General features: G+C 47.3%; 15 protein-coding genes. 6 read left to right on the plus strand and 9 right to left on the minus strand.

All coding sequences use genetic code 11. From position 1 onward, the window contains the following. Positions 1-101: 101 nt before the first annotated feature. The 5 genes from potE to H8J70_RS07090 all read right to left on the minus strand — a co-directional run bounded on the left by potE (position 102) and on the right by H8J70_RS07090 (position 6,760). Positions 102-1,439: a putrescine-ornithine antiporter gene (gene potE, locus H8J70_RS07070; protein ID WP_186503163.1), complete on the minus strand. Its 1,338-nt coding sequence runs from the start codon at positions 1,437-1,439 to the stop codon at positions 102-104. A gap of 259 nt (positions 1,440-1,698) precedes the next feature. Then, on the minus strand, positions 1,699-2,895 hold the full coding sequence (locus tag H8J70_RS07075) for an acetyl-CoA C-acetyltransferase (RefSeq protein WP_186503164.1): 1,197 nt from the start codon (positions 2,893-2,895) through the stop codon (positions 1,699-1,701). Positions 2,896-3,301: 406 nt separating this feature from the next. Beyond that, positions 3,302-4,711 carry a vWA domain-containing protein gene (locus tag H8J70_RS07080; RefSeq protein ID WP_186503165.1) on the minus strand — a complete coding sequence of 470 codons (1,410 nt, stop codon included), beginning with the start codon at positions 4,709-4,711 and terminating at the stop codon, positions 3,302-3,304. 5 nt (positions 4,712-4,716) lie between these two features. Continuing rightward, a complete protein-coding gene (locus H8J70_RS07085) occupies positions 4,717-5,793 on the minus strand; it encodes an ATP-binding protein (RefSeq protein ID WP_186503166.1) in 1,077 nt (358 codons plus the stop codon). Positions 5,794-5,911: 118 nt separating this feature from the next. Next, positions 5,912-6,760, minus strand: coding sequence for a hypothetical protein (locus tag H8J70_RS07090; protein ID WP_222433619.1), 849 nt, complete (start codon positions 6,758-6,760; stop codon positions 5,912-5,914). A gap of 723 nt (positions 6,761-7,483) precedes the next feature. Here H8J70_RS07090 and H8J70_RS07095 point away from each other — a divergent pair. The 5 genes from H8J70_RS07095 to H8J70_RS07115 all read left to right on the plus strand — a co-directional run bounded on the left by H8J70_RS07095 (position 7,484) and on the right by H8J70_RS07115 (position 11,284). Continuing rightward, complete coding sequence (locus H8J70_RS07095; protein WP_186503167.1) at positions 7,484-7,693, plus strand: hypothetical protein; 210 nt, start codon at positions 7,484-7,486, stop codon at positions 7,691-7,693. Between the two features lie 219 nt (positions 7,694-7,912). Next, complete coding sequence (locus tag H8J70_RS07100; protein WP_186503168.1) at positions 7,913-8,530, plus strand: GTP pyrophosphokinase; 618 nt, start codon at positions 7,913-7,915, stop codon at positions 8,528-8,530. Position 8,531: 1 nt separating this feature from the next. Continuing rightward, entirely contained in the window at positions 8,532-9,197 is a 666-nt protein-coding gene (locus H8J70_RS07105; RefSeq protein WP_186503169.1) for a response regulator transcription factor, read from the plus strand. Positions 9,198-9,201: 4 nt separating this feature from the next. Then, positions 9,202-10,485: a sensor histidine kinase gene (locus tag H8J70_RS07110; protein WP_186503170.1), complete on the plus strand. Its 1,284-nt coding sequence runs from the start codon at positions 9,202-9,204 to the stop codon at positions 10,483-10,485. A gap of 487 nt (positions 10,486-10,972) precedes the next feature. Then, positions 10,973-11,284: a LysR family transcriptional regulator gene (locus H8J70_RS07115; RefSeq protein ID WP_186503171.1), complete on the plus strand. Its 312-nt coding sequence runs from the start codon at positions 10,973-10,975 to the stop codon at positions 11,282-11,284. A 22-nt stretch (positions 11,285-11,306) separates the two neighbouring features. On the opposite strand, the gene H8J70_RS07120 is transcribed toward H8J70_RS07115, so the two are convergent. Next, the gene (locus H8J70_RS07120; RefSeq protein WP_186503172.1) at positions 11,307-12,458 is read right to left on the minus strand and encodes a 1-deoxy-D-xylulose-5-phosphate reductoisomerase; all 1,152 of its coding nucleotides are present in this window, start codon (positions 12,456-12,458) and stop codon (positions 11,307-11,309) included. Between the two features lie 85 nt (positions 12,459-12,543). Here H8J70_RS07120 and H8J70_RS07125 point away from each other — a divergent pair, with 85 nt between their 5' ends. Further along, positions 12,544-13,752, plus strand: coding sequence for an MFS transporter (locus tag H8J70_RS07125; protein WP_186503173.1), 1,209 nt, complete (start codon positions 12,544-12,546; stop codon positions 13,750-13,752). 78 nt (positions 13,753-13,830) lie between these two features. Here H8J70_RS07125 and H8J70_RS07130 read toward each other — a convergent pair whose 3' ends face one another. From H8J70_RS07130 to H8J70_RS07140, 3 genes are all read right to left on the minus strand, one after another. Beyond that, entirely contained in the window at positions 13,831-15,312 is a 1,482-nt protein-coding gene (locus H8J70_RS07130; RefSeq protein ID WP_186503174.1) for an aldehyde dehydrogenase family protein, read from the minus strand. Between the two features lie 51 nt (positions 15,313-15,363). After that, the gene (locus tag H8J70_RS07135) at positions 15,364-15,960 is read right to left on the minus strand and encodes a nitroreductase family protein (protein WP_186503175.1); all 597 of its coding nucleotides are present in this window, start codon (positions 15,958-15,960) and stop codon (positions 15,364-15,366) included. Between the two features lie 111 nt (positions 15,961-16,071). Continuing rightward, positions 16,072-16,938, minus strand: coding sequence for a LysR family transcriptional regulator (locus H8J70_RS07140; RefSeq protein ID WP_186503176.1), 867 nt, complete (start codon positions 16,936-16,938; stop codon positions 16,072-16,074). Positions 16,939-16,949: the final 11 nt, after the last annotated feature.

Genomic DNA, 16,949 nt, shown 5'->3' on the forward strand with positions numbered 1-16,949 from the left:
AGGCACGTAGGGGAAATTTATAATACACGGATACAAAAGAACGGCACCTAATGGAAGCATACATTCATTAGGTGCCGTTCCGTTATGACTGGTTGTATCGCTTAGCTTTTTACGCGTTGTTCCTGAATAAAGGTCTGTTTCATAATGTTGAAGCGGACGACATAGGTCATCCAGCCGATGAGCAGGGCACTGCAGCCACCGAGGAACGTGGGCAGATCCAGTGTCGTCATGGCATAAAAACAATAGATAATCGATACGCCGGCGAGGAAATACGACGTATTCCGGTTACAGACACTGCCATCGATACCTTCCTGATCCAAAATGGATTTCAAGGCTGCCGAGCAGAGAATGTAGGGGATGACGTTGGTAACGACGGCCAGATTGGCCAGGTTTTCGAACTGTTCCGACAAGGTCGGGCTGATGGTCATAAAGGATAACAGAGTCTGGATGATGAGAATGACGATGATGCCCTTCAAGGGTACATCCGATTCGGTAACCTTGGCAAAAACCTTCGGGAAGAGACCACGCTGGGCGCTGGTTTTAAAAACACGGGCTAAGGTGAACTGCCACGAAAGGAGCGAGCCTGCGCAGGAGAAGACCATGAGACCCATGACGACCTTACCGGCTGTAGAACCCATCATCGTAGCAAAGGCCAGACCGAACGGGGCGCTGGAGCTGAGAATATCTGCATTAGGCACAATGCCGGCAATGGCATTGGTTGAAGCCACGTAGATAAAGGCCACCGCCAGGGTGCTGACAAAGGTTGCAATGGGAACGGAACGCTGCGGGTTTTCTACGGCATCCATGTTGACAGCTGCCGATTCGAGCCCTAGGAAAGACCAGAGCGTCAGGGCAATAGAATTGCCTACGGCATCGCTGAAGCCAAAGCTGTTGGGATTCCACGAGGAAATCCAGAGCTGGGGATCAAACCAAAACCAGCCGATAAGGGAAATGCCCAAAACGGGAATGATGGCACCCCAGATCGTAATCGTACTGAGCTTGCCGGAGTAGCGAGAGCCGCTGAAGTTGAGTACTGCAGCGAGCCAAAGGAGAGCGATAGTATATAGACACGTTTGCACCGGCGTGAGGTCGACACCGAAGAATCCGGCACCGTAGCCTACGGCGGAAATGGCAATAGCCACATTTGCAATAACGATCGATACGGAGTAGGAGTAGCTCGTCATAAAATGTCCAAAGCGTCCAAACCGATACTCAGCATATCCTCCCATGCCACCCGGCTTGGTAGAGAACATGCCACACCTGGCAAAGGTGAGAGCCAGTGCCAGCGAGCCAAGAGAAGTAATAATCCAAGAAATAATAGAAATCGTACCAACCTCGGCCAGCTTGGTCGGCAACATTATAATGCCGGCACCGAGCATATTGGCTGCAGTGACAAACGTCAGCTGAACCATAGACATTTTACGACGGGAAGTTTTCATTATCAGTCCTTCTTTCTTAGGCCAGACACAATGTAAAAATGGACGTGTCTTTTAAAATAATAGAATCAGCCTTAATTTAAGCTAATTCATTTTAGCACTTTTAGGGTTAAAATGAAATATTTTTTTGATAAAAAAATAAAATAGATGAATAAAGTTTATTTATTGAAAAACGGAAAAAGTGTAGTCTTTTATTATGTTTCTGTAATAAAAAAGACAGCCAAATACATGGCTGTCTTTTTTAAGACCATCTAGTTAGGAATTAGTCACACATTTTAATAGCAACTGCTGTGCCCTGGCCACCGCCGATGCAAAGGGCAGCAAGGCCGAGACGGGAACCGTTTTTGCGTTCCGGTTCAGCAAGAGCATAAAGCAGTGTTGTCAGGATACGAGCGCCGGAGCAGCCAACGGGATGACCGAGGGAGATACCGGAACCGTAGATATTCGTTTTTTCCATGTCAGCATGGAGTTCACGGCAGCAATATACAGCCTGAGCTGCGAATGCTTCGTTCAATTCGACGAGCTGGAAGTCTTCCATCTTGAGGCCAGTCTTGTCGAACAGTTTGTGGCAAGCCGGGATAGGACCAGTACCCATGATAGCAGGTTCAACACCAGCGGAAGCCCAGTTGAGGATCTTAGCAATCGGTTTGATGCCCAATTCTTTAGCTTTGGATTCGCTCATGAGAACGAGTGCGCAAGCAGCATCGTTCAGGCCGGAAGCATTACCAGCTGTAACTGTGCCGTCTTTTGTGAAGGCCGGTTTTAATTTAGCGAGACCTTCAAGCGTCGTGTCCGGACGGATATGTTCGTCAGTGGAGATAACGATATCGCCTTTTTTGCGGTTATGAATCGTTACAGGAACGATCTGAGCGTCGAATTTGCCTTCCTTCTGAGCTTTAGCAGCGCGCATCTGGCTGTTGTAAGCGCAAAGGTCCTGATCTTCACGGGATACGCCGAAACGGGAAGCAATGTTTTCAGCCGTTACGCCCATGTGGTAGCCGTTTTCTGTGCAAACGAGGCCGTCACGAAGCATGGTATCTTCGAGAACGCCGTTGCCCATACGATAGCCGCGACGAGCTTTAGCGATTACATACGGAGCGTTGGACATGGATTCCATACCGCCTGTTACAACGATGTCAGCATCACCGAGTTCGATCTGCTGAGCTGCCAGGGATACAGCACGGAGGCCGGAACCACAAAGCTTGTTGATCGTAAAAGCAGGTACTTCCTGAGGAATGCCGGAGTGGAGAGCTACCTGGCGAGTTGTATTTTCACCGCAGCCTGCTGTCAGTACATGACCCATGATAACTTCGTCGATCTGGTCAACAGGAACTTTAGCACGTTCAATTGCTGCTTTAACAGCTACACAGCCGAGTTCTACAGCCGTTAAGTCCTTGAACTGGCCGTTGAAGCTGCCGATAGGAGTACGAGCTGCACTTACGATAACTACTTTTTCCATTTGTAAAACCACCCTTTCTGAATAACATAAAATAATTTAAATAGTATATTTCTAGTAGATGTAGATATCTGCTAAGTAAATCACTATTTGTCTGCGTAGGGAGAAAAAATTTGGAACCCATACCAGGTCAGCTGGTAGATCTGAAAATATCTGAGTTCTAAATTTCACAATCTCTATGTGTATATAGTATATTTTTTCAGAACTATTTGCAAGTCAAAAATGTATATTTCCTATATCGAATACGCATATTAGTAGCTCCTGATTTCTTCCCATGCATAAATAGTAGAATTTTAGGTCATTTTGAGTGTATTTGCGAACGAGTTTGCAAATACACTCACATAATCCTTCATAAATCAAAATGGAATGACATGAGATAATTTTCACGAATAGTATAGATGAAGTGAATTTAAAATATCAAACTAATGTCCTCTTGGTTATTCATAGAATAACCGCCTTTTTCTACGAAGAAGAATTCTGATGCCGGCGTTTCTTCCAGCATGGGTTTCAGGTACTTCACAAGGCCGCACGGTTCTTTTAACGATAAGGAATCACCATTACCGCCGATGAGCCAAAGAATCTTATAGCCCGATGGTTTAGTGCGCAGTACCTCTTCGCCTTTGCCGTCTGTAAAATAGAGCAGTAAATCGATCTTGTGTTCGTTGGCATACTCGATAACCGGTGAATAGCTCGTGCCGCCACGTCCGGCTGGCCGGGCCATGAGGTCTTTAATCGTACGGACTTTATAGACTTTACGGATTTGGTCATCACACTGGATGACTGTAATCTCGGTCTTGTATTCCCGTACGATTTGAAAGACTTCTTCCATGGCCTGCTTGAACTCGTCATCGCTGATGCTGCCGCTAATATCGAGAGCAATGTAAATCTTAGCCTTGTAATTGCGCAGTTCACCACGCAGATCCAGGCGGTCCGGCTGACGGCGGTTGCGCCGGGCCGTTGTCTTCTTATTGCCGCTGGCCACGGTGCCGGCTAATTTCTTTAAATAGAAGTGCCATGGCAGGGTACGATTGCTGTCTTTGATAGCAGCAATGGCGTTGGCCAGATGATCGGAAACCTGACCGTGATTGGCACTGTCCACATACTTTTCTGTGAACCGTCCTAAGAGCTGGGCATCAATGGTGTCCGCTTCATTCCAGACGTCGTGGGTCCGCAAGGGATCAAATTTGGTCAGGATGTCTGTCTGGGCCGTATTATCGTCATCCGTAACGGTAGTCGTCTTTTCCCTGTTTTTCAAAGCCGTTTCAATTTCATCGACATAATTTTCCAGCGTGCCGAAGGGTGTCAGATAGAGGTGATATTGCAGATTCACCCAGTCTAATGTTGCCGCGTCATCGGGCAAGGGGTGCAGGTACGTGTTGACGACGATATCCATGGCCAGATTGAGGGCGAGTTTGCTGTAATGATCGCGCAGATCCCGGGCCCGCTGCAGATGCTGGAAGACGATGTGCAGGATTTCATGACGAATGCAGTTTTCCATCTGCTCTATCGTAAGCGGCAGAAAGATAAACGGATTGAAGTACATGACGTACTTAGCATCCTTAAAGGTCACGGCTGTAGCAGAGCCGATGTTGAGGCGGATTTCTTTTCCCATCTGGAAAAAGAAGTAGCCGTAAAAATTATCCTTCGCATCGACGAGCTGCAGGCTTACCTTACTGACAAAGGCAAAAAACTCTTTTACAAAATCATCAGGCAAGGTGGCAGCACGCTGTTCTTTTTCTTCCAGGCGCATGTGATTGTCTGCCCAGATATTTAATTTTTGGCCGAGAAGAATGGACTCGGCCTGCAATGCATTTTTCAAGGCTATCACCTGATTGCTTCATACGTTTTAAAATACGCGTCAATAAAGTTGTCATTTTCTAGGGCATATTTTTTTACTACTTTCGTATTGTTGCGGACATCCTTCATGACGCCAATCATTAAATCGGCCGGATAGTATTTGAGGAACAAGACGAGACGGTCGATCGCCGGCTGGGGATCGCATTCGTGCGCTTCCAGCTTGGCGTCGAGCTGGCGCAGAATATTTTTGGCGGCCAAATAGAGACGCGTGTGGGATTCGGCTTCGATCTTCTTGATGACGTCCTGGCTCAGTTCAGAGCCACTGTAGACTTCGTTGTAGGTCACTAAGGGAGCCGCATCGGAATGAACAAAATTGACAAATTCTTCGGCAATGACTTTGCCTACGTTACCGGCAATGACATTGTAAAAGACGTTCTTCGGATATCGTTCAGGGTGCTTGGCGTAAACGCGGTAAATATCAGAAATACGTTCATAGCTGCGCGGCGTCGCATCGATATCGTCTTCGTTTTTCTGAGATAAATAATCAGGGAAGGTAGAAATGAATTCCATAACTTTTTGATCGACACCGGCAGCAGCGGCCCAGTCGAGCCACTGCATATAGTCCGGTTCCATGTAGAGCCAGACGAAGCGGTTCTTTTGGGCATTGTCCATTTCTACGGTCTGATAATCATACGTATCTGTCGGATTCATAGCGGCAATAATGCGCACGCTGTCATGCAGGTGGTAGCCGTTGATTTCGTGGTTCAAAATGAGGTTCATCAATTCCTGCTGTACAGCATGTTCACAGCGGTTGATTTCATCGATAAAGAGCAGAACCGTCCGGCCCTGGCTGAGCGCTTCGTCAATTTCCCGCAGCTTGTGATGAATGGCATAGACCGTCGTGCGGTTTTCGACTGTCGGCAGGCCGCCGATTTCCCCTTCTTTCAAAATATTCCCGTCAATATTGATAAGACACCAGTCGTTTTCATCGGCAAGCTCGGCAGCCAGGGCTGTTTTGCCGATACCGGTTTCACCAATCAATAAGGGAACTGCCTGGGCTTCTAATACCAGTTTTACACTTTGTAACGTATCATTGTAGTTCATCTATTTTCCATCCTGTCTCAAGGCCTGTCATGCAGGCTTAGTAAAATAAAAAGCAATTGAACATAAGTGGCCATTTATAGGCCCATATATTATTAATGTATTATAGCAGGCTGTATACCTACTGAATTTTCAACTTTTCGTCGACTGTAATGCGTTTGGCTTTACGGCTGCCATAGTGATAGACGAAATAAAGTTTGTCTATTTGTGTCCAGCCATATTCTGTTTCAATGCGGTTGCACGTAATGAAATCACGCACGTATTTTTCGGATACATCGTCTTTAGATAGGGTATCCTTCAAGACGTCAGTCAGTTCTTCCGGACTGACGAGCTTATTACGCGGCAAGTACCGGATCACGAGAATATTGAGCTTTAAGAAGTGTAAGAGCGTCTTTTTATCGGCATTCATAAAGAGGCGGATTGCTTGTTCGTCCTTTTGGATGGCAATGCATTGCGCTTCAAACGTAGGCTCTGCCACGTAACGCAGGGACATATAGTTAATAGCCGCCGCTTCTGCCTGGACACGCGGTGTTGGCTTCTTTATATATTTAATGGCGTCGTACGTGTTACGGACTGCCAGGAGCTGCAGTTCTTCACTGGGGTTTTCGGCATACTGAATGGCCCAGCCTGACTGCGCCAGGGCGTCGCGGATCAGCCATTCCGGCGGTGTATCAATGTATGCCAAATTGGTCCAGCTTTTGCGTACAGCCCGTCTCAGGAATTCGTCTGATGGGTGGAGGATGAAGCGGATGGCTTTAGCTGTATTCTGCAAAGCTGTGAGCTGCATTTCCCGTGTAGGGTCCTTAATAAATTCTAGCACCAGACCATTCTCGCGTAAGGCTGCCAGCTTCATCTCTTCTGTTGGGTTAGGAATATGTTGCAGCGCGTAGGGATTAATTTTTATCATGCGCATATAGTCGTCAACCGTTTTCCCAGCAGGCGGTATGGTATGTACGTGTGTGTCATACATGACCGGAAACACCTCCTTTACGATAAACGTTTTTCTATAGTTCCTATTTTACTTTTTTTGCGACTCTTTTACAACTAGAAAGCAACTAAAATCTTACGGTCTATTAGTAGAAAAATGATTTTTAGTAATTTATAATTATTTTACAATTTTAATTTTAAGAACTTTTTTTTAAGTTTAAAATTAAAATTATAAAGTGTAGAAAAGAAACGGTAACAGGTCTGTGGTCCTGGACGGGACAAGCAAAAACGTATGGCGTGATGGTGCCATAGCAGAAGAGAAATACCACTTGAAATTGCTGTTTAACAGCGTTACTATAGGTTCAGATAAAGAAATAAAAGCACTTGGAGGACAGGCCGGAAGCGTACGGCAGGGCCTCAGGCGGCTTCGTTCTTATCTGCATCATTTACATCGTTTATTTGTTTGCTTTTATAAAATACATTATTTTTTTAAGTAAGGGGGAAATACTCATGGGGACGAATGCAAAATTAGTAGTTGCTGTTGGCGCATTAATGTCTTTTAGCTTTATCGTCAACCTGCTTTAATCATAACGACAGAAAACCTCTTGCCTTCGGGTGAGAGGTTTTCTGTCGTTTAAGAAGCGGCTTCAAGCAGGGAGACTTGTTTTTCCTCCGCATCTTCCGTTGTCAGTCAATTTATGGTATCATAGTACTGTTAAATACTTTTCTGCTCGAGGCAGAATGCGTCTATGCTGGAGGAATTCATATGATTCGCTTTTACGCCGTTTGTGTTATTGCAGCGTTTTGGTTTTTTGGCGCCGGCTATTTCTGGGTTCAGTATCATGATATATCCACGTCGGCTTTATATGTTGTTGCAGGCTTGATTGTCACGGCTATTGCCGTCTATGCAAAACGCCAAATCAATCAGGGCCAGGAGGCAGAAAAAGCACCGGGAGGAAAGAAAAGCAGAGCGTAACAGAGGGTATAAGCGGGGGATCTGATACTATCAGCCCCTGCTTTTTTTTGTGCATTTTTGTGTATAATAGAAGGAGAAGGTACAGGTTCCGGGTGCAGAAAAATTGTTGTAAAACTGTAACCGTATCGTCATGGTAATGATCCGGAAATTTTGTTACAATATGACATTATACTATGCAAACAGGAATAGTATGTGCCGGTAAGAAGAAGGTGTACTGATATGAGTAATGATATATACGGTAAATACAGCGCCTATTTACCACAAATCATGAATCACATGGCGGCTGAAATCCGTGCCTATAGTGAAAAAGAAAAAGCAAGAAGCGGCTCTATGATTTATGAGCATCTGCTCTTTCGTATCAAGGCCGACCAGAGTATGCGCAGTAAGTGCGACAAACGAAATTTGCCCCAGACGCCACGTTCGGCCCTGTATGATCTTCATGATGCCATTGGCTTTCGCATTGTCTGCCGTTTTATCGATGATATTTATACGAACATCGAGTATATACGGAAGTTGCCGGCTTGCCGCGTCGTAGAAGAGAAGGATTACGTCCGCCATGCCAAGCCTAATGGCTATCGCAGTTATCATATGATCCTGGCAGTCACGGTGCCCTATGAAGATGTGCTGGGGCAGCTGCCGGGAACGTATTTCGTAGAAATCCAGCTGCGCACGCTGGCCATGGATTCCTGGGCCAGTCTCGAACATGAAATGAAATACAAGAAAAACATTAAAAATCCGGAAATGATCAGCCGTGAATTGAAGCGCTGTGCCGACGAACTGGCATCGTGTGATTTGTCCATGCAGACCATTCGCAATTTGATCAAGGAGGAAGAATAAGATGAGACTGTTACTTGCTGAAGATGAACGGGACATGTCGGCGGCTCTGGTTGCCATTTTAACTCATTCCGGCTATGACGTAGATCCCGTCTACGACGGCGAAGCAGCTGTCGAAATGGCGGCGCATAATACGTATGACTGTATGATTTTCGATATTATGATGCCCAAATTGGACGGCGTCCAGGCGTTGCAGCAAATCAGGGAAAGCGGTGACGTAACGCCGGTAATCATGCTGACGGCCAAGGCAGAAGTGTCTGACCGCATCACGGGCCTCGATGCCGGTGCCGATGATTATCTTACCAAACCTTTTGCTATGGCCGAACTCCTGGCCCGCATCCGTGCTATGACCCGCCGCTCTACGTCATTTACACCACAAAAGCTACAGAGTGGTTCTGTCGCTCTCAACATAGAAGAACAGGAATTGCGCTGTACGAATTCCGTGCGCCTGTCTGCTAAGGAAACGAAACTCATGCAGCTCTTTATGCTCAATGAAGAAAAAGAATTTACGACCGAAGAAATTCTCAGCCGCATTTGGCAGGAAGAGGAAGAAGACGGTAAAATCGTCTGGATTTACGTATCCTATTTGCGGGAAAAGCTGCTGGCCATTGATGCCGATATTTCGATTGATGGCGAGGAAGGTGGTACGTTCCGTCTGGTAAGGAGGTAAGGCCATGAATATGATTAGCAAGCTGCATCGCAAATTTATCCTGGCCGGTACGCTGGCGGTCATTTTGATCGTCGTCGGTGCCCTGGCACTCCTCAATGCCACTGTTTATATACACGAAACGTCAGAAATCGAAGGTATTATTACGGCGATTGCCGATAATGGCGGTACCTTGCCGGACAGCCGTAAAATTCAGCGGGATGCTGACGATTGGTCCGCTGTCAATAAAATACTCAACGGCGATGACTGGATTACCAGTACACCTGATTTTTTATATCAGGTACGCTATTTTTCTGTTCTCTGGGGACCCCAGCGCGACGTAGAAAAAGTAGATATCAGCCATACCGCCGCTTTTACCATAGCCGAAGCCGTAGCCTATGCCGATAAGACAGCAGCGCTCAGTTCTGCATCGGGCTTTTTAAATAAGGACAAGGCCATTTATGCCTATTTGCGCAAGGACCTGCCCGACGGCTCGCGTCTTCTGATTGTACTGGACTGTACAAAAAATATTCTATCCATTAATCATATGCTGCGCTATTCCTTTTGGTTTGGCCTGATTGTCATCATCTTATATGTGCTCATCGTAGCAGCCTTGTCGAGTGTCGCTATGCGGCCCTTTGTGCGCAATATGGAAAACCAGAAACGGTTTATTACCAATGCCGGTCATGAATTAAAAACACCTATTGCAATCATATCGGCTAATACGGAAGCTATTGAAATGCTGAACGGCAAGAGCCAGTGGACGGATAATATTTTAAAGCAAGTGCGGCGGCAGTCACAGCTTATTAATGACCTGATCATGCTCTCTAAAATGGGGGAACGCTCTCTGGCCGATATCACCCTGGTCGATTTAGACGTGTCCCAGCAGGTGCAGACGGCCGTCCAGGCCTTTGACGCCCTGGCCAAGGATCAGGAAAAAACACTGACTGCCAAAATACGCCCGGGAATTCACGTGACTGCCGATCAGAAATGTCTCTATGAAATTGTCAGTATCCTTTTGGATAATGCCGTCAAGTACTGTGATGACCAGGGTACCGTACAGGTGACGCTGAGCGGGAAAAAACTGGGTAAAGGTGCCGTCCTTACTGTTTCCAACCAATATGCTGCCGGCAAGGATGTAGACTACACCCGTTTCTTTGAACGCTTTTATCGTGGTGATGAGTCCCACAATAGTGATCAGGCCGGCTATGGTATCGGCCTTTCTATGGCAGAAGAACTGGTCCAGCTCCTAAAAGGATCGATCAGCGTGGCCTATAAAAATGGAATTATCACGTTCACGGTCACATTGTAAAAATAAATAAATTATAACATAAAAAATAAATATCAGACTAATTCCGTCTATAATTGTAAAATTTCTGTAAGGTTCCGCAGATATACTGTAATGATTATTCATTGTATCAAAAAAACAAAGAGAAAATATGGATTAATATAGCATATTTCCTGCTTTTAGTGCTGAATAAAAAATATAAAATATAGTATATTCTTATTAGCTAAAAGTATCAATAATTTATATTATATTAATCAGAAAAAATATTTATAAATCAAACCTTATATGATATAATAAATTAAACAGATGAATTGCCAAACCTGTTCATGGCATGCGTTTCTGTTTTTATTACCCGGCACTGTCAGTGCTCTCTGACATGCCGCATATACACGCATCATTGTGGGACCTATGGATGAGACCGCTATTTTTTGGGGAAGGAAAGATAACGGATTGAACCATACGAGAGCGGTATATGATAAGGGAAAATTCTATACCTACAGGAGGGGTAACTATGCTTTACAGACAGATGAAATACTATGTGACAGTTGTGGATCAACACAGTTTTACCAAAGCATCTTATGAGTGTAATATTTCTCAATCTGCAATTTCCCAGCAAATACAGGCACTTGAACGTTGCCTGGGAGTTGCCTTGATCGTCCGTAAAAACCGGACCTTTGTATTAACGCCAGCAGGTAAATATTTCTACAATCATAGCAAAGTCATTTTGAAAAGCATTTCTAAGATGTGCAAAGAAACAACTCGTATTGCAAATGAACAGGAAATGATGGCCGAAGAAGACATGTGTAAAGCTAATATTGGCTGATCATACGGCGATTCGGAATCGGTTAAAGGGCCTTCCATAATTGGGAGGCTCTTTTTCGTACGTCCCGGTCCGTAGTCATAATTTCGTCCAGACTGGGAGAACTGATGCTTTGGTGTTCTTCTATGATGCGGGCTAGGAGAACGGGAATATCGCTATAGCCGATGATTCCTTGCAAAAAGGCCTGGACGCAGGCTTCATTGCCGGCGTTAAAGGCGCACGGGTAGGTACCGCCTGCTTTACCGCAGTCAATGGCGAGTTTCAGGGCCGGAAAGGCTTCTGTATCGGGAGCCTCAAAGGTCAGCGCACGGGCCTGTACCAAATCGAGCTGGCCAAACGAGCAGTGGTAACGTTGTGGCCAGGACAAAGCGTATTGAATGGGCAGGCGCATGTCAGGCAGGCCTAATTGGGCTATGACGGCACCGTCACAGAAGGCTACCAGAGAATGGACGATGCTCTGGGGATGAATGACGACTTCGATCTGTTCATAGGGCATGTCGAAGAGCCAGTGGGCCTCCATGACTTCCAGGCCTTTATTGGCCAGCGTAGCGCTGTCGATGGTTACCTTAGGCCCCATGTTCCAGTTCGGGTGTTTCAGACACTGCTCGCGTGTTACGTGACGTAGTTGTTCCTTCGTGTAGCCGCGAAAGGGTCCGCCTGATGCAGTGAGAATCAGTTTGCTCACTTCACTGTGGCTGCCGCCGCGCAAGGACTGGAAAATGGCACTGTGCTCGCTGTCTACAGGGAGAATGTGTACGCCCTTGTCTGTAGCGGCTTCCATGATCAGGTGGCCGGCAGCAACGAGTGTTTCTTTATTGGCCAGGGCGATGTCTTTACCGGCCTGGATCGCGGCCAGAACGGGCTGCAGGCCTGCATAGCCGACGATGGCGCCGAGGACGGTATCGACAGGGCCATACGTAGCGGCTGCTATGAGGCCTTCTTCGCCACTCAATATGTCACAGGCTGTTCCCAGTTGCTGCTGCAGCTTATGGGCTGCCTCTTTATCCGTCAGGACGGCAAAATCCGGCTGAAAACGACGTATTTGTTGGGCCATGAGCTCTGCATTGTGCCGTGCGGCAAGAACGCGTACGTGCAGGGTATCCGGATTGGTTGCGATGACTTCTAAGGCTTGCGTACCGATGGAACCGGTACTGCCTAAAATAGTTATTTCTTTCATGGGGAATCTCCTTTTTTATTTTCTTTTATCATGAAAAACAGGTATACTAATAGCGTATGATTTGAGAAGTAAGAGGGGGGATTTTGTGAACTGGAAACTGGTGCTTGGTATACTGGTTTGTAATATCGTCTTTATGTCTTTTAGTTACACCATGCTTATTCCATTTTTACCGCTTTATTTGACCGATGAATTAGGTGTCAGTGCTGCTGATGTGCACGTCTGGTCCGGCCTGGTCTTTTCGGCGACCTTCGTCGTCAGTACGATTATGGCACCGGTTTGGGGAAAACTGGCCGACTCGCGGGGCAAGCGGCCCATGGCCATCCGCTCGTGTCTCTTTTTGTCCCTCAGTTATTTTTGTGGCGGTCTCGTCACGTCACCGGAACAGCTCGTACTCATGCGTCTTCTCCAGGGCTTTGCCTATGGGTTATGGCCTATGGATTTGGCCATTATGACCTTGTACGCACCGAAGGAAAAGCTTGGCTTTTGTCTGGGCACCATGCAGGGCGTCATGACTGCCGGCAGCGTAGTAGGCCCTCTCATCGGGGGTACACTGGCTGAGCTCTTCGGCATGCGCTATTCCTTTTTTATTGCAGCAGGACTTCTGTTTTTAAATGGACTCATGTTCATTTTCTTTATCAAAGAACCGCCGGATCCGGATAGAGGCACGGTACATCAGACAGACAGCGGCGGGATTCTTTCCCAATTCACGGTTTTACGGGTACCGCTCATTCGCAATATGCTCTTATGCGGCGCTTTAATTCAGATGGTCATATTTATTTTGCAGCCTATCCTTTCTACGTATATTACATCATTAGCAGGGGATTTGCCAAATCTGACCTTCGTTACGGGCCTGATCTTTTCTCTGGCCGGTATTTCCGGCGCCTTTGCAGCTCCCGTTTGGGGACGCATTGGCCAGCGGAGAGGATTTATCCGTACCCTTATGTGGTCTTTAGTTTTGACGGGCTGCTGGATGATGGTACAAGGCCTGCCGTGTACGCTGACGCTGTTTGCAGCGACGCAGTTTATAAGCGGCCTTTTCTTTTCCGGTATCAATCCGTCCCTCAACGCCATTATGGCCCAGCATACGCCGTCTAACTTTAAAGGACGGATTTATGGGCTCCTTTTTACGGCCCAACAGCTCGGCTCCATTGCCGGTCCGCTCTTAGGCGGTATAGTAGCGACGTGGTGGGGCATGCGTTCCGTATTCTTTGTAGCGGCTGCGTTTTTACTAAGTGCCAGCGTCATGCTGTATCGCACCTATCACAACCGGGAACCTAAACCGGTATCGTTTTAAACGGAAAATCAAAATCCCGTCCCAGACAGTGAGGTGAACTGTTCGGGACGGGATTTTTATAAGGAAGAGAGAGTGGTGTTAGCTTTCATATAAGCCCGATGGCTTTTCGGAAAGATTGATCATAATATTCTTGGTCTGTGTGTAGTGTTCGAGGATGATCTTATCCGTTTCACGGCCGATACCGGAGAGCTTGTAGCCGCCGAACGGTGCACCGGCAGGAATGCTGTTGTACGTATTGACCCACATACGGCCTGTTTCAATAGCCCGGCATACGCGGATCGCACGGTTGATATCACGGGTCCAGACGCCGCCGCCAAGACCGTATTCGCTGTCGTTCGCCATAGCGATGACATCTGCTTCGTCTTTGAAGGGGATGATGCAGACAACAGGCCCGAAAATTTCTTCCTGGGCAATGCGCATGTCGTTCTTCACGTCAGCAAAGATGGTCGGTTTAATGAAGCAGCCTTTGTCCAGACCGTTTTCCGTAGCCCGTTCACCACCGCAAACGAGGCGGGCGCCTTCCTGCTTGCCAATTTCTACGTAGTCCAGAATCTTTTTGACCTGAGCTTCGTTGATCTGGGAGCCCATCTGTGTTTCCGGATCCCAAGGCAGGCCTACCTTGACGCGCTGGAAGCGGGCAGCCAGTTCATTGACGAATTTATCGTAAATGCTTTCCTGTACAAAAATACGGGAACCGGCGCAGCATACCTGGCCCTGGTTGAAGAGGATACCCAGCTGGGCACCGTCCATAGCCATATCCCATTTGGCATCTTCAAAGAAGATGTTCGCCGATTTGCCGCCTAATTCCAGTGTGGCCGGGATCAATTTATCCATTGCAGCCTTGTATACGCCACGGCCGACTTCTGTTGAACCCGTAAAGGCGAGCTTTTGCAGATCCGGATGATCGAGGAGATACTGGCCCGATTTGGAGCCTTTGCCGGTAATGACGTTGATTACACCAGCCGGAACGACGTCGCCAATGAGGCGCATCAATTCAAGGACACTCAGGGACGTGCTGCTCGACGGTTTGATGACGGTCGTGCAACCGGCAGCCAGGACCGGAGCTAATTTCCAGGCGGCCATGAGGAACGGGAAGTTCCAGGGAACAATCTGGCCGACAACGCCGATCGGTTCGTGGAGCACGATGCTCATGGTGTTGTTGTCGAGCATGACTGCCCGGCCTTCCTGTGTACGGATGGCACCAGCGAAGTACCGGAAATGATCGGCAGCAGCCGGAATATCGACGTTCAGCGTTTCGCGGATCGGTTTGCCATTATCCAGCGTTTCAATCATGGCCAGATGTTCTTTGTTTTCATCGATAATGTCGGCGATTTTGAGCAGAATTTTCTGCCGTTCTATGGGTTCGACGAGACGCCACGTGCGCAATGCTTCGTGGGCTGCTGCAACTGCTGTATCGACGTCTTCTTTCGTCGCTTCGGCACAGGTAGAAAGGACGTCGCCGTTAGCCGGGTTATAGGCTTTGAAGGTCTTGCCGTCACTGGCGGGTACCCACTGGCCGTTAATATATAAATTATAGGATTCCTGAATCTGCGTATTCATTGTAAAAACACCTCCGTAATAAAAAGAACAATATAATAGGGTCTTCCTTACTTACTGATATATTTTTACACGTTCTTCGATGGGCAATTTTTTGACGGGATCCGGATAGGCCTGTGGTTGTCCAAAGGGCATCTGTCCGATCAATTGCCACGTATCGGGAACGGAAAATTCTTTTTGCAAGGCTTCATCAATGAGAGGATTATAGTGCTGCAGGTTAGCGCCTAAGCCTAAATCGGCAAAGAGCGTCCATAAGGCAAACTGGATCATGCCGTTGCCCTGCTGGGCCCAAATGGGGAAATTGGCTGCATACAAGGGATTTTGTTCCTGCATGGCTTTGACCACAGCCGTATCATCGTAATAGAGGACCGTACCATAAGCAGCAGCGAAGGAATCAATTTTGGCTTCAGTCTTGGCAAAGGCTTCAGCCGGTACTACCTTGCGCAGCGTTTCTTTGGTAATCTGCCAGATAGCATCGTGTTTGGCGCCAAAGGCGAGGATAATCCGCCCGGACTGCATATTAAAGGCTGAAGGAATTTCCTTGACGACAGCCTGGACCTTTTCAATAATTTCTTCCTGGGAAAGGGATACGTTTTTGCCTAAGGTATAGTTCGTGCGGCGTGCCGCATAGGCCTTGATTAACGATTCCATATATACCACCCCTTGCATATCAACTGAAATGAAATATTAATGGATTACAATTATTTGTTATTTATACGCTTATTATAGATGATTCCTGCACATAAATCAATACCTGAATACTCATAATTTGAGTTCTTTAATAAATGTTTCGGCCAGGCTGGAAAGATAGCGGTTTTTCATCCAAATGACGGCAATACTCGTATATAAGCGGGGCTCATCGATGATTTTGTAATGCAGCCGGTCGTGCGCCGCCAGCTGGAACGCTGACGCCGGTGTAATGGCAATACCCAGACCGGCGTTGGCCCAAAGAATGGTCGTGCGGGCATCGTCGTTTTGACAAAATAAAGTAGGCGTAAAATTATAGACGGCACAGGTATCACTCAGGAGCTGGGCAAAGCGGCGATAAATGATAAGGGGTCTGCCGGCCAGTTCGGAAAAGGAAATGGTATCTCGGTCAGGGCACCAATCCAGGTCGCCGGTCAGGGCAGCGATCATGGGCTCCTGTGCGAGCATCTTACAATGAAATAATTCGTGTTTAAAGGGCGTGCGCACGAGACCCAGTTCGATTACCCCTTTTTGGAGCATATCGATAATGGTAAAGGTATTGCCATCATGTATTTCAAAATGGATTTCTCCATGGCTTTTATGGAAATCCTGCATAGCCGAGCTGAGGATGATACTGCCGGAACTCGATACGGTGCCGACCTTCAGGGTACCCCGCAGGCCATGCTGCAAGTCCGCAATTTCCCGCTCTGTCGCGTCGGACAGATCCAGTATTTGCCGGGCCCGCGTATAAAGGAGCTGGCCTGCTTCAGTCAATTCGATGTGGCGGTGCCCCCGTTTAAAAAGGGCCGTACCCAGTTCCTCTTCTAACGCTTTTACCTGCTGGCTTAAGGGCGGCTGGGCCATATGGAGCCATTTGGCCGCCGCTGTGATCTGGCCCTCTTCGGCAATAGCAATGATATATCTGAGTTGTCGTAAATCCATGTTAAAACACC

It is taken from the genome of Megasphaera hominis (assembly GCF_014269395.1).
In the GTDB taxonomy this organism is placed as follows: Bacteria; Bacillota; Negativicutes; order Veillonellales; family Megasphaeraceae; genus Megasphaera; species Megasphaera hominis.

What these genes read in the sequence shown, in the direction of transcription:
- H8J70_RS07105 (WP_186503169.1), top strand. Translation starts at nt 8,532, where the DNA reads ATGAGACTGTTACTTGCTGAAGATGAACGGGACATGTCGGCGGCTCTG.
- H8J70_RS07130 (WP_186503174.1), bottom strand. Translation starts at nt 15,312, where the DNA reads ATGAATACGCAGATTCAGGAATCCTATAATTTATATATTAACGGCCAG.
- H8J70_RS07095 (WP_186503167.1), top strand. Translation starts at nt 7,484, where the DNA reads ATGATTCGCTTTTACGCCGTTTGTGTTATTGCAGCGTTTTGGTTTTTT.
- H8J70_RS07115 (WP_186503171.1), top strand. Translation starts at nt 10,973, where the DNA reads ATGCTTTACAGACAGATGAAATACTATGTGACAGTTGTGGATCAACAC.
- H8J70_RS07075 (WP_186503164.1), bottom strand. Translation starts at nt 2,895, where the DNA reads ATGGAAAAAGTAGTTATCGTAAGTGCAGCTCGTACTCCTATCGGCAGC.
- H8J70_RS07140 (WP_186503176.1), bottom strand. Translation starts at nt 16,938, where the DNA reads ATGGATTTACGACAACTCAGATATATCATTGCTATTGCCGAAGAGGGC.
- H8J70_RS07135 (WP_186503175.1), bottom strand. Translation starts at nt 15,960, where the DNA reads ATGGAATCGTTAATCAAGGCCTATGCGGCACGCCGCACGAACTATACC.
- H8J70_RS07090 (WP_222433619.1), bottom strand. Translation starts at nt 6,760, where the DNA reads ATGTATGACACACACGTACATACCATACCGCCTGCTGGGAAAACGGTT.
- potE (WP_186503163.1), bottom strand. Translation starts at nt 1,439, where the DNA reads ATGAAAACTTCCCGTCGTAAAATGTCTATGGTTCAGCTGACGTTTGTC.
- H8J70_RS07110 (WP_186503170.1), top strand. Translation starts at nt 9,202, where the DNA reads ATGAATATGATTAGCAAGCTGCATCGCAAATTTATCCTGGCCGGTACG.
- H8J70_RS07100 (WP_186503168.1), top strand. Translation starts at nt 7,913, where the DNA reads ATGAGTAATGATATATACGGTAAATACAGCGCCTATTTACCACAAATC.
- H8J70_RS07085 (WP_186503166.1), bottom strand. Translation starts at nt 5,793, where the DNA reads ATGAACTACAATGATACGTTACAAAGTGTAAAACTGGTATTAGAAGCC.
- H8J70_RS07120 (WP_186503172.1), bottom strand. Translation starts at nt 12,458, where the DNA reads ATGAAAGAAATAACTATTTTAGGCAGTACCGGTTCCATCGGTACGCAA.